Origin of the sequence: Kitasatospora xanthocidica, from assembly GCF_014656195.1 — a bacterium.
Taxonomy (GTDB): Bacteria; Actinomycetota; Actinomycetes; order Streptomycetales; family Streptomycetaceae; genus Kitasatospora; species Kitasatospora xanthocidica.
The window spans coordinates 143,391-165,444 of sequence record NZ_BNBY01000019.1; the positions used below are offsets into that span (position 1 = coordinate 143,391).

Annotated in this window: 26 protein-coding genes; 6 read left to right on the forward strand and 20 right to left on the reverse strand. The window is 73.9% G+C overall.

Going from position 1 to position 22,054, the window contains the following annotated elements:
• Nucleotides 1-2: 2 nt before the first annotated feature.
• The 11 genes from IE332_RS28085 to IE332_RS28130 all read right to left on the reverse strand — a co-directional run bounded on the left by IE332_RS28085 (nucleotide 3) and on the right by IE332_RS28130 (nucleotide 10,449).
• Nucleotides 3-434 carry a hydrogenase maturation nickel metallochaperone HypA/HybF gene (locus tag IE332_RS28085; RefSeq protein ID WP_189921650.1) on the reverse strand — a complete coding sequence of 144 codons (432 nt, stop codon included), beginning with the start codon at nucleotides 432-434 and terminating at the stop codon, nucleotides 3-5.
• Nucleotides 435-568: 134 nt separating this feature from the next.
• Nucleotides 569-673, reverse strand: coding sequence for a DUF6893 family small protein (locus IE332_RS42485; protein WP_373313858.1), 105 nt, complete (start codon nucleotides 671-673; stop codon nucleotides 569-571).
• Complete coding sequence (locus tag IE332_RS28090) at nucleotides 667-1,173, reverse strand: hydrogenase maturation protease (RefSeq protein ID WP_189921653.1); 507 nt, start codon at nucleotides 1,171-1,173, stop codon at nucleotides 667-669. The genes IE332_RS42485 and IE332_RS28090 overlap by 7 nt, the downstream gene beginning before the upstream one ends.
• Nucleotides 1,170-2,618: a hypothetical protein gene (locus IE332_RS28095; RefSeq protein ID WP_189921714.1), complete on the reverse strand. Its 1,449-nt coding sequence runs from the start codon at nucleotides 2,616-2,618 to the stop codon at nucleotides 1,170-1,172. The genes IE332_RS28090 and IE332_RS28095 overlap by 4 nt, the downstream gene beginning before the upstream one ends.
• A gap of 35 nt (nucleotides 2,619-2,653) precedes the next feature.
• The gene (locus IE332_RS28100) at nucleotides 2,654-3,298 is read right to left on the reverse strand and encodes a DUF6084 family protein (protein WP_189921655.1); all 645 of its coding nucleotides are present in this window, start codon (nucleotides 3,296-3,298) and stop codon (nucleotides 2,654-2,656) included.
• Nucleotides 3,295-3,942: a DUF5947 family protein gene (locus IE332_RS28105; RefSeq protein WP_229928973.1), complete on the reverse strand. Its 648-nt coding sequence runs from the start codon at nucleotides 3,940-3,942 to the stop codon at nucleotides 3,295-3,297. The genes IE332_RS28100 and IE332_RS28105 overlap by 4 nt, the downstream gene beginning before the upstream one ends.
• Entirely contained in the window at nucleotides 3,939-4,406 is a 468-nt protein-coding gene (locus IE332_RS28110) for a NifU-related iron-sulfur-binding protein (protein ID WP_189921657.1), read from the reverse strand. Before IE332_RS28110 ends, IE332_RS28105 begins: the two co-directional genes overlap by 4 nt.
• On the reverse strand, nucleotides 4,403-6,190 hold the full coding sequence (locus tag IE332_RS28115; protein ID WP_189921659.1) for a nickel-dependent hydrogenase large subunit: 1,788 nt from the start codon (nucleotides 6,188-6,190) through the stop codon (nucleotides 4,403-4,405). Before IE332_RS28115 ends, IE332_RS28110 begins: the two co-directional genes overlap by 4 nt.
• Before the next feature lie 88 nt (nucleotides 6,191-6,278).
• A complete protein-coding gene (locus IE332_RS28120; protein ID WP_189921661.1) occupies nucleotides 6,279-7,343 on the reverse strand; it encodes an NADH-quinone oxidoreductase subunit B family protein in 1,065 nt (354 codons plus the stop codon).
• A gap of 132 nt (nucleotides 7,344-7,475) precedes the next feature.
• Entirely contained in the window at nucleotides 7,476-9,167 is a 1,692-nt protein-coding gene (locus tag IE332_RS28125; RefSeq protein WP_189921663.1) for an enoyl-CoA hydratase-related protein, read from the reverse strand.
• A gap of 133 nt (nucleotides 9,168-9,300) precedes the next feature.
• On the reverse strand, nucleotides 9,301-10,449 hold the full coding sequence (locus IE332_RS28130) for an FAD-dependent oxidoreductase (protein ID WP_189921666.1): 1,149 nt from the start codon (nucleotides 10,447-10,449) through the stop codon (nucleotides 9,301-9,303).
• Nucleotides 10,450-10,669: 220 nt separating this feature from the next.
• Here IE332_RS28130 and IE332_RS28135 point away from each other — a divergent pair, with 220 nt between their 5' ends.
• A complete protein-coding gene (locus IE332_RS28135; RefSeq protein ID WP_189921668.1) occupies nucleotides 10,670-11,569 on the forward strand; it encodes a hypothetical protein in 900 nt (299 codons plus the stop codon).
• 22 nt (nucleotides 11,570-11,591) lie between these two features.
• On the opposite strand, the gene IE332_RS41270 is transcribed toward IE332_RS28135, so the two are convergent.
• The gene (locus tag IE332_RS41270) at nucleotides 11,592-12,158 is read right to left on the reverse strand and encodes a hypothetical protein (RefSeq protein ID WP_229928974.1); all 567 of its coding nucleotides are present in this window, start codon (nucleotides 12,156-12,158) and stop codon (nucleotides 11,592-11,594) included.
• 114 nt (nucleotides 12,159-12,272) lie between these two features.
• Between IE332_RS41270 and IE332_RS28145 the strand changes: the two genes are divergently transcribed.
• On the forward strand, nucleotides 12,273-12,773 hold the full coding sequence (locus tag IE332_RS28145; protein WP_189921670.1) for an N-acetyltransferase: 501 nt from the start codon (nucleotides 12,273-12,275) through the stop codon (nucleotides 12,771-12,773).
• 35 nt (nucleotides 12,774-12,808) lie between these two features.
• Here the strand turns inward: IE332_RS28145 and IE332_RS28150 are convergent, their stop codons facing one another.
• Entirely contained in the window at nucleotides 12,809-13,666 is an 858-nt protein-coding gene (locus IE332_RS28150; RefSeq protein ID WP_189921672.1) for an alpha/beta fold hydrolase, read from the reverse strand.
• Nucleotides 13,667-13,782: 116 nt separating this feature from the next.
• Between IE332_RS28150 and IE332_RS28155 the strand changes: the two genes are divergently transcribed.
• Both IE332_RS28155 and qcrB read left to right on the forward strand, forming a co-directional pair.
• Nucleotides 13,783-14,250, forward strand: coding sequence for a MarR family transcriptional regulator (locus IE332_RS28155; protein ID WP_189921674.1), 468 nt, complete (start codon nucleotides 13,783-13,785; stop codon nucleotides 14,248-14,250).
• 245 nt (nucleotides 14,251-14,495) lie between these two features.
• On the forward strand, nucleotides 14,496-16,121 hold the full coding sequence (gene qcrB / locus IE332_RS28160) for a cytochrome bc1 complex cytochrome b subunit (protein ID WP_189921720.1): 1,626 nt from the start codon (nucleotides 14,496-14,498) through the stop codon (nucleotides 16,119-16,121).
• Here the strand turns inward: qcrB and ctaF are convergent.
• The 3 genes from ctaF to IE332_RS28175 all read right to left on the reverse strand — a co-directional run bounded on the left by ctaF (nucleotide 16,087) and on the right by IE332_RS28175 (nucleotide 18,971).
• Complete coding sequence (gene ctaF / locus IE332_RS28165) at nucleotides 16,087-16,482, reverse strand: aa3-type cytochrome oxidase subunit IV (protein WP_189921677.1); 396 nt, start codon at nucleotides 16,480-16,482, stop codon at nucleotides 16,087-16,089. The genes qcrB and ctaF overlap by 35 nt on opposite strands.
• Nucleotides 16,479-18,170, reverse strand: coding sequence for an aa3-type cytochrome oxidase subunit I (gene ctaD / locus IE332_RS28170; RefSeq protein ID WP_189921679.1), 1,692 nt, complete (start codon nucleotides 18,168-18,170; stop codon nucleotides 16,479-16,481). The genes ctaF and ctaD overlap by 4 nt, the downstream gene beginning before the upstream one ends.
• Before the next feature lie 159 nt (nucleotides 18,171-18,329).
• Complete coding sequence (locus IE332_RS28175; RefSeq protein WP_189921682.1) at nucleotides 18,330-18,971, reverse strand: L-threonylcarbamoyladenylate synthase; 642 nt, start codon at nucleotides 18,969-18,971, stop codon at nucleotides 18,330-18,332.
• Nucleotides 18,972-19,177: 206 nt separating this feature from the next.
• Here IE332_RS28175 and IE332_RS28180 point away from each other — a divergent pair, with 206 nt between their 5' ends.
• Together IE332_RS28180 and IE332_RS28185 are read left to right on the forward strand one after the other, a co-directional pair.
• On the forward strand, nucleotides 19,178-19,519 hold the full coding sequence (locus IE332_RS28180) for a hypothetical protein (protein WP_189921684.1): 342 nt from the start codon (nucleotides 19,178-19,180) through the stop codon (nucleotides 19,517-19,519).
• 106 nt (nucleotides 19,520-19,625) lie between these two features.
• On the forward strand, nucleotides 19,626-19,919 hold the full coding sequence (locus tag IE332_RS28185) for a helix-turn-helix transcriptional regulator (RefSeq protein WP_189921686.1): 294 nt from the start codon (nucleotides 19,626-19,628) through the stop codon (nucleotides 19,917-19,919).
• Between the two features lie 58 nt (nucleotides 19,920-19,977).
• Here IE332_RS28185 and IE332_RS28190 read toward each other — a convergent pair whose 3' ends face one another.
• The 4 genes from IE332_RS28190 to IE332_RS41280 form a co-directional block, all read right to left on the reverse strand.
• Nucleotides 19,978-20,133, reverse strand: coding sequence for a DUF6131 family protein (locus tag IE332_RS28190; protein WP_189921688.1), 156 nt, complete (start codon nucleotides 20,131-20,133; stop codon nucleotides 19,978-19,980).
• 137 nt (nucleotides 20,134-20,270) lie between these two features.
• Nucleotides 20,271-20,927 (reverse strand): TetR-like C-terminal domain-containing protein, encoded by a 657-nt coding sequence (locus tag IE332_RS41275; RefSeq protein ID WP_229928975.1) that lies wholly within the window; start codon nucleotides 20,925-20,927, stop codon nucleotides 20,271-20,273.
• 115 nt (nucleotides 20,928-21,042) lie between these two features.
• On the reverse strand, nucleotides 21,043-21,801 hold the full coding sequence (locus tag IE332_RS28200; RefSeq protein WP_189921690.1) for a DeoR/GlpR family DNA-binding transcription regulator: 759 nt from the start codon (nucleotides 21,799-21,801) through the stop codon (nucleotides 21,043-21,045).
• 14 nt (nucleotides 21,802-21,815) lie between these two features.
• On the reverse strand, nucleotides 21,816-22,054 hold a 239-nt coding region (locus tag IE332_RS41280), incomplete at its 5' end, for a hypothetical protein (RefSeq protein WP_229928976.1).

Here is a 22,054-nt window from a genome sequence, read left to right on the forward strand (position 1 = left end):
CATCAGCCTTTCTGTTCGGCCGGGCGGTGCGGGTGCCCGGCCCACTCGACGTCGAGGATCTGGAGCTCGCGCCCGGACAGCAGCTCGACGCCGCCCCCGGAAACGCCGCCCCCAGGGACGCCGACCCCGAGGACGCCGCCGGAAGAGCCGCCGGAGCAGCTCGGGCAGCCGAGGTCCGGCGGCATGCCGACCTCCCACTCGGTGGCGCAGGACCCGCACCGGGCCCGCGCCGCGACCTGCTCGGTCTCCAGCACGGCGCCCTCCACCAGCGTTCCGGCGCAGGCCAGTTCGAAGCAGAAGTCGAGGGCCTGCGGCACGACGCCCGCCAGCTCCCCCACCTGCAGCCGCACCCGCGTCACGCCGGGGGCGCCGTGCTCGCGCGCGGCCGCGTCCACCTGCTCCACGACGGCGGCGGCGATCGACATCTCGTGCATCGGTCCCTTCCCACGGCGGGCGGCAACGGGCCAGGCTTCCAGGGCGCGCCCCATTACAAGGCGCGATGGCGGCGGCGGCTCGAAGCCGCGCCGCCACCGCGCCCGGGGCTGCGCCGTTCGCAGCAACGCGCGGCTCACATCCGCGAGATCTCCAGGTACCGCTTGATGTCCGGCAGGCTCTGCCAGACCAGTGCGCCGATCCCCGCCAGCAGGGCCGCGCAGAACAGTTTCCTCAGCATGGTGTCGTCTCCCTCTCCGGTTGGGTGGCCTCGTCCACGACCCGCAGGACCATCTGGACCGCCTCGTCGACCGCGGCGGCGACGGGGGCGCTCAGCCCGATGCCCTCCTCCAGCGAGGCCGGCTCGCAGCCGACCACCAGCACCCGCCCGGGCGGGTCGCCGCCGGTGCCGGCGGCGAGGGTGGCGAGCAGTGCGAGCACGGCGTCCGGCCCCATCCGGTGCCCGTCCAGCACCGGTGCCTCCAGCGGCTCGGCGGCCGCCTCGATGAGGTAGACCGTGCCGGGCGCGCCGCCGCGGCAGGTGGCGTCGACCAGGACGGCGGTCCGGTAGCCGTCGAGCAGCCGGTACGCCAGGTCCACGCCGCGCACGCCGACGTCGACCGCCTCGACGCCCTCCGGCAGCCGGTGCGCGGACAGCCGCCGGACGGTCTCCACGCCGAATCCGTCGTCGCCGAGGAAGATGTTGCCCACCCCGGCGACCAGCACCTTCGCCCCGGTCACGGCAGCTCCGCCCGGTCGGCACCGTCCAGCGGGGTGACGTCGTCGAGCGCGGTGACCTCGTCCAGCGGGGTGACATCGTCGAGCGGGGTGACCTCGTCCGGCTGGAAGTAGCGGAACCGGCCCTGGGCGCGCCACAGGTCGGCGCCCGGGTCGTCCTCCACCGTGACGGCCAGGTGCACCGAGCCGTCGACGTCGTGCAGCACCGCCTCGACCACGCCGGTGCGCCCGGCCAGGAAGAGGTCCTGGGCGTCGGTGCGCCGTCGTCCGGGCCGCAGCAGGACCCGGCTGCCGGCGCCGACCGACCGACCGTCGACCAGCACCCGGTCCCGTTCGGGGTCGACCGTCGGGTCGCCGCCCGGGTCCCACCAGGGCTGTTCCGCCTCGGCGGCGCCGCCGGTGATCTCGCGCAGCCCGCGGACGGCGCCGTGCAGCCGCTCCAGCACCTCGGGCGGCATGGACTCGGCGAGGTCGATCACGGCCGCGGCCCGCTCGTCGGTGCCCCGGGCCTCGCGTTTCTCCTCCTCCGTCAGGGCCGCCGTGCGCAGCGCCAGGATCTCGTCGATCTCGGTGGCGTCGTACAGGGTGCCCAGGCTCTCCGGGGCCACCGCGGGGTGGTCCTCCAGGATGATCGGCGAGGACAGCACCACCCCGCGCTCGCCCTCCGGCCCGGCCAGCACCGGCCAGGTGTGCCGGCTGCGGCAGCGCTCGACGGCGGGCCGGGCCCACTCTGGCGGGTCGGTGGCCGAGACGAACCGGCCGTGTTCCAGGCCCAGCAGCAGGTGGGCGGAGACCAGGGAGCGCGGCAGTGCCTCCTCGCGGCTCGCCCGCCGGGGCGGCATCCAGGCGGAGACGTTCTCCACCACCACCGTCAGCCGCTGCGCCCGGTAGGGGCCGGGCAGTTCCTCGACGGTCAGCCGCACCAGGCCGTCGACCTGTGCGCGCCGCCGTACCAGCCGTCCGACCGGTGTGCCGTGCTCGCGCAGCAGCTCGGTCTCGCCGACTCCGGGCAGCCGGAACGCCCGCTGCACCCCTTGGCCGGTCAACTCCTGGACGGGGACCAGAAGTTCGATCCGCTCTTCGACGCCCTCGTCCCAGTCGACGAGCACCCGGTCGGTGAGCTCCAGCCGTTCCACCGGTTCGAAGCCGCCGGTGGCGGTGGCCTGTTCGACGGTGCGCCGCTGGACCCGCAGGAAGCGCAGCTCGACCGCCAGCCGGTCCTCGCCGCGGGCCTCCATGACGCACTCGGTGCGCTGGTGGGAGTGCTCGCCGCCCTGCGCGGTGTACTCCGGCGGCACCAGCACGCCGAACTGCCAGCGCAGCCGGTTCTTCGCCGCCGAGGCGCGGTACGGGTAGAGCACGTAGCCCTCCAGCAGCACCGCGTCGGCGATCTGCCGGGCGGCCGCGAAGCCGCGTTCGATCCCGGCCGGGAAGCCGCTCACCGGCAGGCCGCTCACCGGGGCGCCGGTCTCCGCGAGGCCGCTCACCGGACCGGCTCCGCGACCTCGGCCGCCGCCAGCAGCTCGCGCACCGTCGCCTCCCAGGAGGGCAGGGCGCGGCGGGAGCGGTAGGCCAGCAGCCCGTCCATCAGGTCGTCGGGCAGCCGCAGCCAGCCGCAGCCGGGGAAGTGCTGGTCGATCGCCTCCCGCCAGACCCGGACCGGCATCCGTACGGAGGCCTCCTTGTCCCAGGGCACCGGGGTGACCTGGAAGCCGCCGGGGCCGGCGAAGGCGGTGCCGGAGAAGAGCAGCAGCACCGGGACGTCGCCGCCGTCGAGCGCCCGGAAGTAGCGGGCGGAGGCCACCTCCAGGTCGTAGCTGCACGGCACCGGGAGGTCGGTCTCGGTCTCGCCGGTGAAGCCGGGCACCAGCAGCGGCACGGTGGCGAACTGGATCGGGTGGAGCGTGTTCGCCCAGCGTTCCCGCTCGCCGAACAGGTCGGTCAGCCGCTCGCCCTCCGGTACGGCGTAGGAGCGGCGGCCGGGCTCGATCCGCAGCTGGCACCGGAGCGCGAGGGCGTGCACCCGGGTGTCGGCCGGCGCGGTGATCCGCAGCCGGAACACCAGGGTCGGCACGGCCGCGTACGGGTCGGCGCGCACGCCGGTGCAGGTGAAGGAGAGTGCCGTCATGCCGTCACCGCCGCGGGCAGCGGGCGGGCCCGGGCGGCCAACCGGGCGAAGAACGCGTCGAGTTCGGCCCGTGCCTCGGCGCCGCCGTCGAAGCCGTGCCAGCACCGGCGCAGCCGGCCGACCAGCTCGTAGCAGACGTCGATCGGCACCAGGTAGCACTCGACCCGCCGGTCGGTGCGGCGCAGCAGCAGCGCCTCCACGTCCGGTTCCAGGGCGGCGGCCAGCCGGCTGCCGCCGAGCGCGCTCTCCCAGGTGTCCTCGTCCAGCTCGCTCTCGGTGGCGCCGGCCGGGCCGGGGTAGAAGGCGAGCAGCTGGTCCAGGACGGTGTTGCGGAACAGGAAGGCGGTGCCGACCGGGATGCCCAGCACCGACCAGGCGCGCTCGTCCAACGCGCCCGCCGGGTCGGCGAGGTAGCGGTCGGGCACGGTGCGGAAGCGGCCGCCGGCCGCGCCGGGCTGCTGGAACAGCAGTCCGCAGGCGGTGCAGGTGCAGGCCAGGGCGCGCTCCTCGACGTCCACCAGGTGGCGGTGGCCGGGCGGCAGGTCGCGGCCGCAGAAGCCGCACTGCTCGGGCCGCGGCGGCGCGGGTTCACGCAGCCGGCGCAGCAGGGCGGTGCCGTCGCGGGAGATCCGGCGGGTGTTCATCGTGCCTCCGCGGTCAGGGGCGGGCGGGTGCCGATCTGCAGCAGTTGCGGGGCGCGTTCGAGTTCCACGGCCGTCACTTCCGGGGCGTGGCAGGCGAGGGCGGCCTCGACGTCCCCCGCGCCGCAGCCGCAGCCTCCCCCGGTGCGGCGCAGCCGCAGGACGCCGGTGCCGGGGTCGAAGCCGAGCACCTCGACCCGCTCGGGCAGCGAGGCCAGGGCCCGGTCGATCCGGGCGGTGACGGGCTCGGGGTGCAGGTCGTGCAGGAGCAGCGGCCCGGCCACCGCCGGGTCGTCCAGCATCCGGTCCAGGGCGGGCGGGGGCAGCAGGGGGACGATCCTGGCCAGCCCCTGGCCGTAGAAGTCCATCAGGTCGCGGACGAGCTGTTCGCCGGCCTGCTCGGCGCCGCTGCCGGCCAGCGCGTCCAGGGCCTCCTGGATCCGCAGCCCGGTCTGCTCGGCCGTCATGCGGTGAGCCCGCTGAGGCCGGTGGGCACGTGCATGGTCTGCAGGGTGCGGCCGTTGCCGACGTACATGTGCACGCCGCAGGGCAGGCAGGGGTCGAAGCTGCGCACCGCGCGCATGATGTCGATGCCCTTGAAGTTCTCCGGGGAGTTCTCCTCGAAGATCGGCGTGTTCTGCACCGCGTCCTCGTACGGGCCGGGGGTGCCGTAGCTGTCGCGGACGCTGGCGTTCCACGGGGTGGGCGGGTAGGGGTGGTAGTTGGCGATCTTGCCGTCGCGGATCACCATGTGGTGCGAGAGCACGCCGCGCACGGCCTCGGTGAAGCCGCAGCCGATGGACTCGTCCGGCACCTCGAAGCGCTCCCAGGTCTGGCTGCGCCCGGCCCGCACCTCGTCGAGCGCCTTCTCGGCGAAGTGCAGGGCGGCGGCGGCCGCGTACGCCTGGAAGTAGGTGCGGGCGCGGTTGCGTTCGAGGGCGTTGCTCCACTGCGGGATCTTCCACTCGAAGGTGACCTCGGGCTTGGTCATCGAGCGGGGCAGGTTGATCACGACGCTGTGCCCGGTGGCCTTGACGTAGCCGATGTCGACCAGCCCGGACAGCGCGGTGGACCACAGCCGGGCGATCGGGCCCCCGCCGGTGTCCAGGGCGAGGTGGTCCTTGCCGTCGAACCAGCGCGGGGACATCACCCAGCTGTACTTGTCGTCGAAGTTCCGCTTCTGCGGCTGCGGGATGGTGTGCTGGTTCCAGGGGTGCCGGGGGTCGACCGGGTTGCCCAGCGGGTCGTGGGTGACGAAGAGCTCCTTGCCCTGCCAGTCCTCGTAGTAGGAGCTGCCGAGCAGGATCCGGATGCCGAGGTTGATCTGGGTGAGGTCGTTGGTGACGAGCTTGCCGTCCACGACGACGCCGGGGGTGACGAACATCCGCCGGCCCCAGTCCGTCATGTTGCGGTACGTGAAGTCGCAGTGGTCCGGGTCGTTGAGGCTGCCCCAGCAGCCGAGCAGGATCCGCCGCCGGCCGACCTCCTCGTAGCCGGGCAGGGCTTCGTAGAAGAAGTCGAAGAGGTCGTCGTGCAGCGGCACGACCTTCTTCATGAACTCGACGTAGCGCATCAGCCGGGTCAGGTAGTCGGTGAACAGCTGCACCGTCGCGACGGTGCCGACGCCGCCCGGGTAGAGCGTGGAGGGGTGCACGTGGCGGCCCTCCATCAGGCAGAACATCTCCCGGGTGTACCGGCTGACCTGCAGGGCCTCGCGGTAGAACTCGCCCTCGATCGGGTTGAGCGAGCGCATGATGTCGGCGATCGTCTTGTACCCGTGGTCGCCGGCGTGCGGCGCCTCGGTGCGCTCGGCGAGCTCCAGCACGCCCGGGTTGGTCTCGCGGACCATCTTCTCGCAGTAGTCGACCCCGACCAGGTTCTCCTGGAAGATGTTGTGGTCGAACATGTACTCGGCGGCCTCGCCGAGGTTGATGATCCATTCGCCGAGGTGCGGGGGCTTCACCCCGTACGCCATGTTCTGGGTGTAGACCGAACAGGTGGCGTGGTTGTCGCCGCAGATCCCGCAGATCCGGCTGGTGATGAAGTGCGCGTCGCGCGGGTCCTTGCCGCGCATGAAGACGCTGTAGCCGCGGAAGACCGAGGAGGTGCTGTAGCACTCCGCGACCCGCTTCTGCTTGAAGTCGATCTTCGTGTGGATGCCGAGGCTGCCCACGATCCGGGTGATCGGGTCCCAGGACATCTCGGTCAGGCCGCTGCCGTCGCCGGCCGCCCTGGTCGTCGGTGTTGCCATCGTGTCTGTCGTGTCCTTCGCTGAACGGGGGCGGGGGGCGGGCGGCGGCGACGGGCCGCACACCGCGGAGGTGTGCGGCCCTCCGGCGTCACCAGGGCGGGCGGTAACCCGTGGTCAGGTGGCGGCCGGTGTGGCGCCACTTCGGTTCCTTGTCGACGGTCTTCAGCGTGATCGCGCGCAGCCGGCGGATCAGCGAGCCGTACGCGCTGCTGACGCCGCTGGACACCCGCGAGCCGGGCGGCGGGTCCATGAAGGGCATGAACTTGTCCGGGAAGCCCGGCATGGTGCAGGCGATGCAGATGCCGCCCACGTTCGGACAGCCGCCGATGCCGTTGGTCCAGCCGCGCTTGGTGACGTTGCACTTGACGACCGGTCCCCAGCAGCCGAGCCGCACCAGGCACTCGGGCGTGCCGTAGTCGGTGGCGAACTGGCCCTGCTCGTAGTAGCCGCCGCGGTCGCAGCCCTCGTGCACGGTGGCACCGAACAACCAGGCCGGCCGCAGCTTGTCGTCCAGCGGGATCATCGGCGCGGAGCCGGCCAGCTGGTACAGCAGGTAGGTCAGCGTCTCGGCGAAGTTGTCGGGCTGGATCGGGCAGCCCGGCACGCAGACGATCGGCAGCCCGGCCTTGGACTTCCAGTCCCAGCCCAGGTAGTCCGGCACACCCATCGCACCGGTCGGATTGCCGGCCATCGCGTGGATTCCGCCGTACGTGGCGCAGGTGCCGATCGCGACCACACCGGTCGCCTTGGGGGCGAGCCGGTCCAGCCACTCACTGGTGGTGATGGGCTGGCCGGTGGCGGGGTCGTCGCCGAAGCCGCACCAGTAGCCCTCCTTCTTGATCTTCTCGTTGGGGATGGACCCCTCGACGACCAGGACGAACGGCTCGATCTCGCCGCGCTCGGCCTTGAAGAACCACTCGACGAAGTTGTCCGCGCCCTGGACCGGGCCGCACTCGAAGTCGATCAGCGGCCAGTGCACGGCGACCTTGGGCAGGCCGGGCAGCGCGCCGGTGACGATCTCCTCGATGCTGGGCTGCATCGCGGCGGTCAGCGAGACGGAGTCGCCGTCGCAGCTGAGGCCGGCGTTGATCCAGAGAATGTGCACCACGTCGGTGTCGGTTGTTGCAGCTGTTGCAGCTGTTGCAGCACCCATGAGGATGCCTCCTCGGGGATGGGAGCCGGACGAAATGGCTCAAAGACAGTCATAGCAACAGTCCGGACCGCCCGCCGGTCCACCCGGTCCGGCCCGGCCGCCCGGGCGCGCAAGCCGGCCGGGCCGTTCGGGTCACGTCCGGGCCGTCAGCCCGGCGGGCGCGGGGTGCTTGCGGACGAACGCGGAGCGCAGCGCGTGGTACGGCGATTCGGGGGTGAAGAACTGCCGGCGCATCACCGCCAGCTCCTCCTCCCGGTAGGCGGCGAGCGGCTTGGCCGCCTCGTCCGCCGCACGGGCGGCCTTCTTCGCGGCGATCCGCCACGGGGTGGCGGGCGAGGCGGCGAGCAGCCCGGCCAGGCGGGCCGCGGCCGGCCCGAACTCCCCCGGTCCGTGGTCCAGGACGCGGTCGACCAGGCCGATCCGCTCGGCCGCCGCGGCGGACACCGGCAGCGCCTGCTGGGTCAGCCGCTCGGCCCGCGCCGGGCCCACCCGGCGCGGGAGGGTGTACGTCCAGTACTCCGAGCCGTACAGCCCCATCAGCCGGTAGTGCGGGTTGAGGACGGAGCCCGCGCGGCACCACACCTCGTCGGCCGCCAGGGCCAGCATCACCCCGCCGGCCGCCGCGTTCCCGCCGAGGGCGGCGACCACCAGCCGGTCGGTGGTGGTGAGCACCTCGGCGACCAGGTCGTCCATCGCGGTGATGTTGGCCCAGGACTCCGCGGCCGGGTCGGGCGAGGCCTCGATCACGTTGAGGTGGATGCCGTTGGAGAAGAAGTCCCGGCCACCGCCGAGCACCAGCACCGAGGTCGGGCGGCGCAGCGCGAAGCGGTACGCCGCCAGCAGCCGGCGGCAGTGGTCGGTGGCCATCGCGCCGCCGGGGAAGGAGAACCGCAGGAAGCCCACCGGGCCCTCCTCCCGGTACTCCAGGTCCGTCCAGGTGCGCTGCCCGTCCTCCTCGGCCGTCAGCGGCGCCGGCACCTCCGGTAGCGCGGGCAGCAGGGCGCCGAGCGCCGTCACGGCCGGGAGCTTGAAGGTCTCGGGCCCGCCGGGCCGACGCCGGCGGCGCAGTTCGGGGATCCACACCGCGCCGTCGGCGGTGGCCCGGCACACCGCCCCGGCGCGGGTGGCGACCAGCTCGCCGGGGCGGCCGCGCAGCACCGGCTCGGAGTGCCCGCCGTGCAGGTACCACGCCTCGCCGGCCAGGGTGTCGAGCACCCCGGGCTGGGAGTCCGCGGCGCGGAGCCTGCGCAGGACGGCCTCGGTGGGGTCGGCCGCCCAGTCGATCCGGCGCTCCTCCTGCCGCAGGTACGGCCGTACCCGCACCGGCTCCCGCCAGGAGGGCCCGTGCTGCGGCCGCGGCGCGTACGAGCCGGCGGCGAAGCGCTCGACGGCGCGCAGCGCGGCCCGGACGGCGGCGTCGGCGACCTCGTTGCGGTACAGGTCGCTCTTGCCGAGCGCGGGCAGCCGGCAGGGCTCCCAGGCCCAGACCGGCCCGGCATCCATCTCCGCCTCGGCCTGGAGCACCGTCACGCCCCAGTCGGCGGTGCCCTCCTGGACCGCCCGGTCCAGGGAGGAGGGGCCGCGGTCGCCGGGCGGGCCGGGGTGGACGACCAGGCAGGTGAGCGCCGACCAGACGTCCTCGGGGATCGCGGTGCGCAGCATCGGCGCCAGCAGCAGGTCCGGCGCGAGGTCGCGCAGCGCGGCCCGCAGCTCCTCGTCGTCCCCGGCGAGCCGGACCTCCACGGTGTGCCGGCGGTCCCGCAGTTCGGCGTGCAGGCGCTGGCTGAGGCTGTTGAAGGCGCTGGCGAGGAGCAGGATCCGCATGTCTGGCTCCGGGGGTGCGGGCGGCCGGGATTCCGGCGATCATCGCCCCCGGCCCGGCGGCGCCCCGGCCGGTGGAGCGTGCCGCGCCGCCCGTTCACCCGAGCGGCCGCCGGGGCCAGTGCAGCGGGCCCGGTCAGCGGGCCGGGGTGAAGTCCGGCAGGCGCTCCAGGCTGTCGGCGACGGCAGCGAAGCCGTACTCCAGCATCCGCTGCTCGTACTGCTCGACGGCGGCCGGGAGTTCGGCCGTGCCCCGCTGGACGGCGGTGAGCGTGCGGGCGAGCAGGGCGGCGTCGCGCAGCGCCGTGTTGGCGCCCTGGCCGCCGCTCGGCGGCATGGGGTGGATCGCGTCCCCGAGCAGGGTGACCCGGCGGCGGCCGGCCCAGTGCGGCACCGGCTCGGCATAACGGACCGTCAGGGGTGAGCTGTTGACGACGTCGGCGGCGCGGACGAGGTCGACGAGGTCCGGGTGCCAGCCGTCGAGCAGGGCGAGCAGCTCGGCCCGCACCGTCTCCCAGGGCCGCGGACCGGCGGGCAGCGACTCGGACGGCATCACCACCCAGCGCAGATAGCTCCCGGTGTCCGGCAGCCGGACGTCGGGGGCCAGTTCCGCGGCCGCGAGCCGCGGCGGCCGGCGGAACTCCATCCGGCCGAGCAGCATGCTCGCGCGGTCGCCGTGGACGTCGGTGCCGTGGACGACGGTGCCGTAGCCGGGGACGAGGGCGGCGGACCGCTCGGTGAGCGGGGTGCGCCCGAGGACGGCGTTGCCGGGGAGGGTGACCACCCGGGCGTCGGGCAGCAGTTGGCGGCGCACCGCCGAGCCCACGCCGTCCGCGCCGACCAGCAGGTCGCCCACCGCGCGGCCGCCGTCGCCGAGGTGCGCCTCCACCGTACCGTCCGCCCGCTCGGTGTAGCCGGTCACCGGCCTGCCGAACTCGACCCGGTCGCCCAGCCCGGCCAGCAGCAGCCGGCGCAGCACGTACCGGTCGGTGGCGGTGCCCTCGTCGACGCCGCCGAGCCGGCGCAGCTCGCGCAGCTCCTGGTCCACCACCCGCCGTTCGCCCGCCAGCGGACCGGAGACGGCGGCCAGCAGGGCGTGCAGCCGCTCCGGCAGGCACGCGTGCAGAGCGGCCAGGCCGTGGGCGTTCAGGGCGATCCGGAAGCCCTGGTAGCGGCTGTCCGGGCCGTCCTCCCGCTCCAGGACCCGGACGTCCACGCCCGCCCGCAGCAGTCCGTGCGCCAGGCAGAGCCCGCCGAGTCCGGCCCCGGCCACCAGTACCTTCATGTCCCGCTCCCCTGTCCGTCCCGCCGATCGCGGCCTCTGTCACGGCGTCGATCGGTGCGCCGACCGTGCCGTCGGGGTCGAGCCTGCCGCAGCGGGCCGGCCCGGGGTCAGTGAATTCTGTGGCCGGAAGTGGATGACAGAAGTCACCGGTCCGGCCGGGCGGGCGCGGCCCGTACCATGACGGATTCGAACGCAAGCGCTGCGAGGAGAGGAACGGGACGTGCGCGGGGGCGAACTGGTGGGCGGTCTGGGGCGGCTGGTCGGGGCGGCGACGGGCGCGGCGGCGCAGGCCGCCGCCGGGCTGGGCGAGGCCGGGCGACAGGTGGTCCGGCGGGGCGGGCAGGGAGCGGCGGCCGGCGGGCGGTGGGTACACACCGCCCTCGCCTCCGTCGCGCCGCCGGCGGTGCCGGCCACCGAGCCGTGGAAGCTCTCGGTGGGCACCCTGATCGGCCGCCACCCTCTCACCCCGGCCGTGGTGCACAAGCTGCTCGGGCTGCTCGACGGCCTCGGCGCCGTCCACCTGGGGCCGTCGAAGGCCGGCTTCGACGGCGAGGAGATCGAGTGGGACAAGGTCGTCGAGATCCGCACCCGCAACGCCTTCGAGGTGCTGACCACCACCGCCCTGGAGCAGGAGGTGGACCGGATCCGGGAGCTCCTTCCGCCGGTGCCGGGCCGCAAGTGGGTCGTCACCAAGGCCGGTGAGGCGCTGACCACCGTCGTCCTCGCCGCCCTCGAACGCGCCTCGGCCGACCAGCGCCTGGACGAGCTGACCGTCCCGGCCAGGATCGTCCACCGCGGCCTGCTCGGCCGTCAGCGCACCCTGGACGCGGGCGCCTTCGCCGCGGCGGTGCTCGTCGTCACCGACCGGGCCGGCGAGAGCCTGATCGCCACCGCCCGCAAGCGCGGCATCCCGGTCCGGCCCGCCGAGGAGCTCTCCGGGCCGACCGACGCCGCCCGGGTCGCGGCGCTGCGGGAACGCACCGACTCCGTCGCCCGGCTGCTCGGCCGCATCGAGCAGAGCGACCCGGAGGCGCCGGACGCCGTCGAGGCGGCTCCGCAGCCCCCGTTGTCGCTCGACAAGGGTGCGGGCGACAACGGCGGCGCACCCCACGGCGGTTGAGCCCCGGGCCGGGCGGCGGCGGTCAGTGGCCGCCGCGCGGCTCCTCGCAGCCGGTGCCCTCCGCGTAGCCGGCGAAGGCCTCCACCGTGGTGGCCTCGCCGGCCGTCGAGCCGGACAGGCAGAGCCCGGTGGCGTCGATCAGGAACTCGCCGCCGCGCTGGACCTTGACCTTGTCGGCCGGGTAGCCGAGGCCGACGAGCGCCTTGCGGATCCCGTCCGGGTCGACCTGGTAGCGGGCCCGGACGGGTTCGAGCGCGGCCTTGATCCGTCGGACGGCCTCCAGGCCCTCGCAGCGGCGCTCGCCGTGCAGCGGGAGCGGCGCCTTGAAGGCGTGGTTCTCGGCGTAGTGGTCGGTCACCGGGCCGGTCGCCTCCGCGTTGCTCGCGGTCGCGGTCGGGGTCCTGGTCGGCGTCTCGCCCGGGCAGGGGTGGTCCCCCTGGGCGGTCGCCACCGCGGTCGCGGCCGGCGTCCGCGCGGCCGTTCCGCCGGGCGCGTCCACGTGCGTCGTCCCGCACCCCGCCGCCAGTACGGCCAGGGCCGCCACCGCCGGGATCCGGAGGCGCCCCCACCTGGTCCTGATCGTCGTCATCCCGCGATGATGCCCCGGCGGCGGGCCCCACGTCATCCCGGAGAGGCCCGCCCCGAGCTGACCAGCCCGATAATCCCGACGGGCCGGCGCGCCGCTCGGCTAGCCTCGGGGATCATGACCTGGTTGCCTGCCGATTTCGTCCACCCCGTCCACGTTCCGCTCCCCGGGGGCGGTTACCACCTGCGTCCCATCGCCGGGACCGACACCGAGCTCGACTACCCGGCCGTGATGGGCTCCCGGGAGCGGCTCTGGTCCATCTACGGCGAGGCCTGGGGCTGGCCGTCGGCCACCATGAGCTACCAGGCCGACTTCGACGACCTGGTGCGGCACGAGCGGGAGATCGCCGCCCACGAGTCGTTCAACTACGCGCTGTTCGACGAGGCGGAGACGGCCCTGCTCGGCTGCGTCTACATCGACCCGCCCCAGAAGGCCGGTTCGGACGCCGAGATCTCCTGGTGGGTGGTGGACGACCGGGTCGGCACCGAGCTGGAGCGGGCGCTGGACGCCCTCGTCCCGCGCTGGATCGCCGAGCAGTGGCCGTTCCGGCAGCCCTGCCTCATCGGCCACGAGGTCTCCTGGAAGGAGTGGCTGGCCCGCCCGGCCGCCGACGCCTGAGCCGCATCGCCCCCGCCTGATGCGGGCGGCTCCCGTCACCGCGCCAGGACGGCCTTCAGTGTCCGCGCGGTGGCCCGGGGGAAGGCGGTGTTCCCGTTGTGGCCGCCGGGGAGGACGGCCGGCTCCGCGCCCAGCAGCTCCGCCAGCGCCACCGCGCAGCGGCGGGTGTGGACGGCCGGCCCGGTGCTCTCACCGACGGCCGGGACGATCCGGGTGCCACCGGCGGTCGCGGCGGCCCGGGCGATCGCGGCCGGGGCGAGGCCGTCCGTCGTGACCGCCGGGAACTCCGTCCCGATGAAGAACCCGAAGTTCGCCAGCCGGCGGGGCGTCAGGGGCTGCGGGGTGAGGCCCTCCTCGGTCCGGTCGTGCGCCGGGTCTATCCCGAGGTGCCGGGCGATCGCCGGGAAGGCGGCGGCCGCGCCCCCGTCGAGGTAGGCCTTCCGGATCTCCGTCAGCTCGGCCACGTGCTCCGCCCGTCCGTCCGCCGGCAGCAGGTTCGGCACGACGGGCTCGTGGGCGATGAGTGTGTCCAGCACGCCCGGGTACCGCACGGCGACCTGGAGGCCGATGGCCGCACCCATGCTGAACCCGGCCATCAGCGCCGGCCCGTCGGCCACCTCGGCGAGCAGCCGGGCGACGTCGTCGGCGTGGTCGGCCATGGTGACGGGGGCGTCCGGCCGGTCGAGGGTGCTGCGGGACAGGCCCCGGCGGTCGTAGGTGACCACGGTGAAGGTGTCGACGAGGTGCGGGACGAGGTCGACGGTGCGGTCCGCGTCGCCCTCGCCGCTCTGCGCCAGCAGCAGCACCGGCCCGCTGCCCTCGACCCGGTAGTGCAGCGTGGCGCCCGGGACGGCGAGCGTACGGACGGTGGCTGCGGTCGGGCTGGTGGTCATGGTGTGGTTCCCCTCGGTCGGTCGCGGGCGGCGCTTCCCGCCCGGCATGACGACAATAATCCATCGAAGTAGATACATCAAGATAGATGCATCGATCTCGATGTACTCTTGCGGGCATGAACGGAGTAGAGCTCTTCCTCCTGGGCCGCACCCTGATGAAGATCGGCGAACAGGCGATGCCCGAACCGGACCGGCCCGAGGCGGCGGCCCGCGGCTCCGTCCGCCCGGTCCTGGTCACGCTCGGCGACGTCCTCGCGCACCCGGGGGCGACCGTCGGGGAGATCGCCGCCCGCACCGGCCTGCCGCAGAGTCAGGTCTCCACCGCCGTCGCCCGCCTGGTCGAGGCGGGCTCGGTCGACACCGAACCCGACCCCGCGGACCGCCGCCGCCGGCTCGTCCGCGCCGCCGCCCAGCCGTCCGCCCGGGTCGCGGAAGTCCGCTCCACGACCATCGACGACGCCCTCACCGCGGCCCTCGCCGGCCCCGACGGCACCGCCCCGGACCCGCGACTGCTGCACGAGGTCTCCACCGCCCTCGACACCCTGGCCCGCCACCTCACCCCCACCGCCGCGCGCCCGCGCTGAAGCGCCGCCGGCCGGCCGGACGCCGCGGGCCCGTACCCGTTCCCGTTCCCGTTCCCGTTCCCGCACCCGTTCCGCCGTCGGAGTGATCTGCCGCCGCGCGCCACGGGAACGGCAGCGCTCGTACCGCTCCGCGCGCGGCGGCTCCCACTAGGTTGCCTGGCGTGGACGAAACCAGGGCGTCGGGCGGGCGCGAGCCGTCGGCCGGCGAGCGCGCGGCGGTCGGTCTGGACAAGCGGCTGCCGGTCATGGAGGCGGGGCGGGAGCTGCTGCGCAAGGTGTTCCCGGACCACTGGTCCTTCCTGCTGGGCGAACTCGCCCTGTACGCCTTCGTCGTCCTGCTGCTGACCGGCGTCTACCTGACCTTCTTCTTCGACCCGAGCATGAGCGAGGTCGTCTACGACGGCGCCTACCTGCCGCTGCGCGGCGTACGGGTGTCCGAGGCGTACGCGTCGACGCTGCACATCAGCTTCGAGGTGCGGGGCGGACTGCTGATCCGCCAGATCCACCACTGGTCGGCGCTGCTGTTCGTCTCGGCGATCGGCGCGCACCTGCTGCGGGTGTTCTTCACCGGGGCCTTCCGCCGGCCGCGCGAGCTCAACTGGGTCATCGGGGTGACACTGTTCAACCTCGCGCTGCTGGAGGGGTTCTCCGGCTACTCACTGCCGGACGACACCCTGTCGGGCACCGGGCTGAGGATCGCCGAGGGCGTCCTGCTCTCGGTGCCGCTGGTCGGCACCTATCTGACCTTCTTCGCCTTCGGCGGCGAGTTCCCCGGCCACGACATCGTCCCCCGGCTGTTCAGCCTGCACGTCCTCCTGGTGCCCGGCCTGCTGCTCGCCCTGGTCGGGGCCCATCTGACGCTGGTGGTGGTGCTGAAGCACACCCACTGGGCGGCCCCCGGCCGCACCAACCGCAACGTCGTCGGGATGCCCTTCTTCCCGCAGTTCCTCACCCGTACGGTGGGCCTGACCTTCGCGGTGGCCGGCGTCATGGCGCTGTCGGCCTTCCTCGCGGAGATCAACCCGGTCTGGCGCTACGCCTCCTACCGGCCCGACGTGGTGGCGGCCGGCGCCCAGCCGGACTGGTACATCGGCTTCATCGAGGGCGCCCTGCGGCTGATGCCGGGCACCGAGACCCGGCTGTTCGGGCACACGGTGTCCTGGAACGCCTTCCTCCCGGCCCTGGTCGTACCCGGACTGCTGTTCGCGGTGCTCTACGCCTACCCCTTCGCCGAGCGGTGGCTCGACCCCGACATCGGCGAGCACCACCTGTGCGACCGGCCGCGGAACAAGCCCACCCGCACCGGGCTGGGCGTCGCCGGGATCACCGCCTACGCGGTGCTGCTGGTCGCCGGCGGCAACGACGTGATCGCCTACACCTTCGGCCTCACGGTCGAGGCGCTCACCCTCGTCCTGCGGGCTGCCCTGATCGTGCTGCCGCCTGTCGCCTTCCTGCTCACCCGGCGGCTCTGCCTCGCCCTGCAGGCCAGGGACCGCGACCGGCTGCTGAAGGGCGACGAGATCGGTCGGATCGACCAGTCCCACGACGGCGGCTTCACCGGGCACCACCGCCCGCTGCCCGCGGACGAGCGGTTCGTGCTGCTGGCCCGGTCCTCGCCTACCCCGCTCCCGGCGGCGGACGGGGCGCCCCGGCGCGCGCGGGTGCGCGCCGCCGCGAGCTCCTGGTTCTACCGCGACCGGGTCGAACTCCCCTCCACGGAAGCGGAGTCGGCGCACATCACGGGCGTCCTCACCGCCCCCGCCCACCCCGCCGCCCCGGCCGACCAGCCTCCCCCGCCCGACCGGACCGGCCCGGTCCGCCGGCTGCTCCGCCGGCTCACCCGCCGTCGTGGTCGCGGTACTGGAAGATGAAGCCGAACACCGCGTACCCGAGCACCAGCGCACCCACGACGACCAGCCACCGGGCGAAGACCAGGCCGAGCGCGAGGACCGTCACGCCGACCGCCGTCAGCGCCGGATAGCCGCTGCGGGCCGGGAAGAACCCCACCGGGCCCGCGGCCTCCGCGATCTCGGCGTCCCCGCGGTCCTGCGCCCGGCCGCCGCCGCGCCGCCGGTGCTGGACGAACCAGAACAGCGCGATCAGCCCCGACATCAGGAACGCCACCGCCAGGATCGCCTTGCCGGCGGGCTCCCGCGCCCAGAAGCCGTAGACCAGCCCGGTCACCGCGAAGAACGCCGCCATGCCGGCGAACAGCCACCCCTCCGCCTTCATCGCCCGGCCCCCCGCCCGCCGGTACGGCCGGAGGCCCCGCTCGACGACTCCTCCGTCTCCACCTCCGGGTGGTGCAGGTCGAAGGCCGGCGACTCGGAGCGGATCCGTGGCAGCGCCCGGAAGTTGTGGTGCGGCGGCGGACAGGACGTGGCCCACTCCAGCGAGCGGCCCCAGCCCCACGGGTCGTCCTCGGTGACCTTCTCGCCGTACCTGGCGGTCCTCCAGACGTTGTAGAAGAACGGCAGGTTGGAGGCCCCCAGGAGGAAGGAGCCGGCCGAGGCGCACACATTGAGGGCGGTGAAGCCGTCCACCGCCAGGTAGGTCGCGTAGCGGCGCGGCATGCCCTGGACGCCCAGCCAGTGCATCACCAGGAAGGTGGTCTGGAACCCGACGAACAGGATCCAGAAGTGCGCCTTCCCGAGCCGCTCGTCGAGCAGCTTCCCGGTCAGCTTCGGCCACCAGAAGTAGAACCCGCCGAAGGTCGCGAACACCACCGTGCCGAACAGCACGTAGTGGAGGTGGGCCACCACGAAGTAGCTGTCGGAGACGTGGAAGTCGATCGGCGGCGCGGCCAGCAGCACCCCGCTCAGCCCGCCGAACAGGAAGGTCACCAGGAAGCCGACCGACCACAGCATCGGGGTCTCGAAGGACAGCGAGCCGTCCCACATCGTGCCGATCCAGTTGAAGAACTTCACCCCGGTCGGCACGGCGATCAGGAACGACATCAGCGAGAAGAAGGGCAGCAGCACCTGGCCGGTGACGAACATGTGGTGCGCCCACACCGACATGGACAGCGCGGTGATGGCGATGGTCGCGCCGATCATCCCGTAGTAGCCGAACAGGGGCTTGCGGCTGAACACCGGAATGATCTCGCTGACGATGCCGAAGAACGGCAGCGCGACGATGTAGACCTCCGGATGGCCGAAGAACCAGAACAGGTGCTGCCAGAGCAGTGCCCCGCCGTTCGCCGCGTCGAAGGCGTGCGCGCCGAACTTCCGGTCCGCCTCCAGACAGAGCAGCGCGGCCGTCAGCACGGGGAAGGCCAGCAGCACCATGACGGAGGTGAACAGCACGTTCCAGGTGAAGACCGGCATCCGGAACAGCGTCATACCGGGCGCCCGCAGACAGGTGATGGTGGTGATGAAGTTGACCGCGCCGAGGATGGTGCCGAGGCCCGCCACCACCAGGCCGAACGCCCACAGGTCCCCGCCCGCGCCCGGCGAGAACAGCGGCCCGTTCAGCGGCGCGTACGCGAACCAGCCGAAGGCGGGCGCCCCCTGGGTGGTGAGGAAGCCGCTGAGCACCGTCAGTCCGCCGAGCAGGAAGGCCCAGTAGGTGAAGGCGTTCAGCCGGGGGAAGGCGACATCCGGCGCCCCGATCTGCAGCGGCATGATCGCGTTGGCGAACCCGGCGAAGGTCGGAGTGGCGAACAGCAGCAGCATGACCGTGCCGTGCATGGTGAACATCTGATTGAAGCGCTCGTTCGACAGGAAACCCGTGTCGGGCCCCATCAGTTGAGCGCGCATCAGGAGCGCCAGTACCCCGCCGACCAGGAAGAAGCCGAACGCCGTCGCCAGGTAGAGGTTCCCGATCACCTTGTGGTCGGTGGTGAACAGCCAGCGCAGCAGCGTGCTGCCCCGGCGGACCCTGGCCCGGGTACGACGCGACGCGGTGGACGTGGCGCTCATGGAACCTCCGCAGCGGAGCCGGTGACGCCCCCGGGCGGCGTCGCCGGCACCCCCCGCACCCGGCGGAGGGCCCACCCCCGCGAGCCATCGCCGACCCTAGCGGCGACCGCCCGGCCCACCGGGGCGCCACGCGGTGCGGCGCCCCGGTGGGGCGGAGGCTCAGCGCTCGCGCAGGTCGGGGACGACCTCGCGCAGCCGCTCGGCGCTGATCGCGCCCGCGCGCAGCAGGACGGGCACCTCGCCGGTGACGTCCACGATCGAGGACCCCACGGCGGCCTCGGTCCGGCCACCGTCGAGGTAGACGGCCACCGAGTCGCCCAGCATCTCCTGAGCCGCGTCGCAGTCCTGCGGCGAGTCCTTCCCGGTCAGGTTGGCGCTGGAGACGGCCAACGGACCGGTGGCGTTGAGCAGTTCGACGGCGACCGGGTGCGCGGGCATCCGGACGGCGACCGTTCCGCCGGTCTCGCCGAGGTCCAGCTCGACCGACGGCAGGTGGCGGGCGACCACGGTCAGCCCGCCCGGCCAGAACGCGGCCACCAGGGCCCGGGTGCGCTCCGTCACCTCGACCAGTTCGTCCAGGCCCTCCGGGGAGCCGACCAGGACGGGCGAGGGCATGTTCCGGCCCCGGCCCTTGGCCGCCAGCAGCCGGGCGACCGCCTCCGGTACGAAGGCGTCCGCGCCCACTCCGTACACCGTGTCCGTGGGCAGCACGACGAGTTCGCCACGGCGCACCGCGGCCACGGCCTCGCGCAGCCCGGCTGCGCGCTCGGACGGGTCCGAGCAGTCAAAACGACGAGTCATCAGGGATCTCCACCAGCGGGCCGCCGGCCCGCACCGTTCACGCGGCCCGGCCACCTCACCGGCCGGGCACGACCCGGCCAGCCTACCGGGCGGCCCCCGCTCCCCCGTCGAGCCCTCCGCCGCTCGGGTGGAACACCCCGGCGCCGGACCGCGCCGGGCCGCCGTCCTCGGGGGCGGGCGGCACCGGGCGGACGTAGGTTGCGCACATGACCAGTGACGAGACGATCCCGGCCGTGGGCGTGCGCCCGCTGGACGAGGTGTTCGCCGCGATCGACACGGCCAACCGACGCCCCCGGCCGTGGACCGGCTTCGAGCACGGCGTGCTGGGGGCCTACCGGTGGGCCGCCGGGGCCCAGATCGCGGCGCCGGTCACCGCCACGGCCGCGGTCGGCACCGCCGAACCGTGCCGGGCACAGCTGCTGGCGGAGTGCCAGGCCGCCGCCGTACGCCTGCGCCGGGCCCTGACCCAGGGCACGGACCACGCCTACGTGCTCGGCGCCCACCAGGCACTGGCCTGGCTCTGCGGGCTGCACGAGGACTGCCCCTGAGGGTGCGGGCCCGTCCGTCCCGGTCTCATAGGTCGGGGCTTCGCGGGCCGGAGGTTTCGCGGGACGGGGTTTCCCGGGCCCGCCCCGGCGGCCATATCCTTGCGGCGTGGAAACCGGCCCGGCGACGGCGCGGCAGTGGACCTTCCTGACGAACCACGCCCGCGTACTCGTCCAGATCGCACGCGACCCCGGCATCCGGGTGCGCGACATCGCCGCCCAGTGCCTCCTCACCGAGCGCGCGGTGCAGCGGATCATCGCCGACCTGGAGGAGGCCGGCTACCTGACGCACGAACGGCGCGGCCGCGCCAACCACTACAGCGTGATCGACGGCAAGCAGCTGCGGCACCCGGCCGACGCCGGTCCGACCGTCGCCGAGCTGCTCGCCGTGCTGTTGCGCTGAGCCGTGCCGGTGCGCTGGTGAGCTGAGCGGTGCTGTCGCACTGCTGAAGGGGGATCGGTCAGTAGTAGTGGCGGCGTCCGCCGACGGCGTGCCCGAGGGCGCCGACCACCCACAGGACCACACCGATGAGCAGCAGCACGATCCCGATGGTCCAGAGGATCGAGATGCCGGTGACGAAGCCGATGATGAGCAGGATGACACCGAGGACGATCACGGGAACCTCCCTGGTTCGATGAGGGGCGGGTGACGGACGGTCTCGCGGCCGCCCGTCCGGGCCCCGGTGCACAGCCCCGCGTCTACCGCCACGGCACCGGCGCAAACCCCGTGGGCCGCGGCGGTTTCGGTGCCGGGTCACCGGCGGTGGCGGCCGCCGCTCCGGCGTAGGGCTCCCGGGACGGGCGGGGGCGGGTGCGGAGTGATTCGCGCGGGCTCCTCCGGGTACACGCATGCGCGCAACGCCCCCGGACGAGGAAGGTGCGCGATGACCGTCCCGACGCCCCCGGACCCGGACACCCGGCCGGTCCCCCACCCGAACCCCGCGCCGGGGCCGGGCGGTCCCGATCCGGCACCGCCGCCGATACCGCCGTTCCCGCCGCCCGAGCCGTTCCCGGACGATCCCGGCCCGGTGCCGCTCCCCCTGCCGGACGCCGGACGGGCGGCGAACGGCGCCTCGGGGGCGTCCGGGGCGCCGGGGGCGTTCGGCGGGAGCGCGGCGCAGGCGTCCAGCAGGGTGCGCATGATCCGGTCGGCGAGGGCGACGGTGTCCTCGGGCGCGCGGTAACCGGGGACGGGGGTTCCGTAGACCAGGAAGTACCGCTGGGGGTCCGCCAGGGCCCGGCCGCGCAGGGCGCGGGCGAGCCCGGCGAGGTCGGCACCGTCGGCGGCGGCGTCGGCGAGGGTGTCGGCCAGGCTCCGGTAGGCGTCCCGGACGAGTTCGGTGATCAGCTCGTCGCGGCCGGCGAAGTAGCGGTAGAGCGTCGACGCCGCCGTCCCCGCGGCGACCGGCATCCTCCGCCAGGGCCTCGAAGGCCGGCTGCACGACCTGAAGACCACCCCCGAGGCCCGCCCGCAGACGGACTGAACGGCACCACGCGGCGCACGCCCCCGCGCCCGTCGGCCGGGTTCAGGCCCGCCGGACCCGGACGCCGCAGTCGGCGATGGCCCGCTCCTCGGCGTCCGGGAGCCCGGCGTCCGTCACCAGGTCGTGGACGTCGGCGAGCGGGCAGATCGAGGCGAAGGTGACCCGGCCGACCTTGGTCCGGTCGGCGAGGACGACCGTACGGGCACTGCTGCGCAGGAAGGCGCGGTCGGTCTGGGCCTCCATCTCGTCGTGGGTGGTGCAGCCCTGACGGACCGTCAGACCGTCCACGCCGATGAAGGCGAGGTCGAGGTGGTAGCGCTGGAGCGTGCTCTCCGCGGCCGGGCCGACCAGCTCGTAGCTCGCCGTCCGGGCGATGCCGCCGATCACGACCAGGCGGATCTCGGGACGCACGATCAGCTCGGCCGCGATGTTGACGGCGTTGGTGACCACGGTGACGTTGCCCCGCTCGGCCAGCACCCGGGCCAGCTCCGTGGCGGTGGTGCCGCCGGTCAGGCCGACCACGGCGCCCTCCGGCACCAGGTCGGCCGCCGCCCGGGCGATCCGCTTCTTCTCGTCCGGCTGCTTGCCGCTGCGGTGCCGCAGCGGGAGTTCGAGGTTCACCGAACCGGTCACCGCACCGCCGTGGGTACGGTGCAGCAGGCCCTGCTCGTGCAGTTCCTGCAGATCGCGGCGCACGGTCGCGCCCGACACGCCGAGCAGCTCGGAGAGCGCGTGCACGTCCGCGCTCCCGGCCTCGGCGATGTGCGACAGGATCCGGGCGGCACGATCAGCTTTGAGCATGGACGGAGTGTAGGTCAGGCCCGGCGGCCGGGCCCAACAGCCGGGTGCTCCACCGGAGGAGCGGAGTCGGAGCCGGAATCGGCGCCGGAACCCGAACCGGAGGCAATCTGCTCATTCGCGATTAGAATTCCCAGTATTCGCACAACAGTGAGCATCCTGGGAGCGGGAACATGACCGTCACGGACCGTATCGCCCTGGCCGGAGCCCGCCTGGTCCTGCCCGGCGGCGTCGTCGAGGGCGACCGCCTGTCCGT

Bases quoted from the DNA above. Each gene is read 5' to 3' on its own strand.
- IE332_RS28145 (WP_189921670.1), top strand. From the start codon at position 12,273: ATGACCTGGTTGCCTGCCGATTTCGTCCACCCCGTCCACGTTCCGCTC.
- IE332_RS41275 (WP_229928975.1), bottom strand. From the start codon at position 20,927: ATGCCGGTCGCCGCGGGGACGGCGGCGTCGACGCTCTACCGCTACTTC.
- IE332_RS28125 (WP_189921663.1), bottom strand. From the start codon at position 9,167: ATGCGGATCCTGCTCCTCGCCAGCGCCTTCAACAGCCTCAGCCAGCGC.
- IE332_RS28115 (WP_189921659.1), bottom strand. From the start codon at position 6,190: ATGGCAACACCGACGACCAGGGCGGCCGGCGACGGCAGCGGCCTGACC.
- IE332_RS41270 (WP_229928974.1), bottom strand. From the start codon at position 12,158: ATGACGACGATCAGGACCAGGTGGGGGCGCCTCCGGATCCCGGCGGTG.
- ctaD (WP_189921679.1), bottom strand. From the start codon at position 18,170: ATGAGCGCCACGTCCACCGCGTCGCGTCGTACCCGGGCCAGGGTCCGC.
- IE332_RS28175 (WP_189921682.1), bottom strand. From the start codon at position 18,971: ATGACTCGTCGTTTTGACTGCTCGGACCCGTCCGAGCGCGCAGCCGGG.
- qcrB (WP_189921720.1), top strand. From the start codon at position 14,496: ATGGAGGCGGGGCGGGAGCTGCTGCGCAAGGTGTTCCCGGACCACTGG.
- IE332_RS28100 (WP_189921655.1), bottom strand. From the start codon at position 3,298: ATGACGGCACTCTCCTTCACCTGCACCGGCGTGCGCGCCGACCCGTAC.
- IE332_RS42485 (WP_373313858.1), bottom strand. From the start codon at position 673: ATGCTGAGGAAACTGTTCTGCGCGGCCCTGCTGGCGGGGATCGGCGCA.
- IE332_RS28105 (WP_229928973.1), bottom strand. From the start codon at position 3,942: ATGAACACCCGCCGGATCTCCCGCGACGGCACCGCCCTGCTGCGCCGG.
- IE332_RS28180 (WP_189921684.1), top strand. From the start codon at position 19,178: ATGACCAGTGACGAGACGATCCCGGCCGTGGGCGTGCGCCCGCTGGAC.
- IE332_RS28120 (WP_189921661.1), bottom strand. From the start codon at position 7,343: ATGGGTGCTGCAACAGCTGCAACAGCTGCAACAACCGACACCGACGTG.
- IE332_RS28200 (WP_189921690.1), bottom strand. From the start codon at position 21,801: ATGCTCAAAGCTGATCGTGCCGCCCGGATCCTGTCGCACATCGCCGAG.
- IE332_RS28150 (WP_189921672.1), bottom strand. From the start codon at position 13,666: ATGACCACCAGCCCGACCGCAGCCACCGTCCGTACGCTCGCCGTCCCG.
- IE332_RS28085 (WP_189921650.1), bottom strand. From the start codon at position 434: ATGCACGAGATGTCGATCGCCGCCGCCGTCGTGGAGCAGGTGGACGCG.
- ctaF (WP_189921677.1), bottom strand. From the start codon at position 16,482: ATGAAGGCGGAGGGGTGGCTGTTCGCCGGCATGGCGGCGTTCTTCGCG.
- IE332_RS28130 (WP_189921666.1), bottom strand. From the start codon at position 10,449: ATGAAGGTACTGGTGGCCGGGGCCGGACTCGGCGGGCTCTGCCTGGCG.
- IE332_RS28110 (WP_189921657.1), bottom strand. From the start codon at position 4,406: ATGACGGCCGAGCAGACCGGGCTGCGGATCCAGGAGGCCCTGGACGCG.
- IE332_RS28155 (WP_189921674.1), top strand. From the start codon at position 13,783: ATGAACGGAGTAGAGCTCTTCCTCCTGGGCCGCACCCTGATGAAGATC.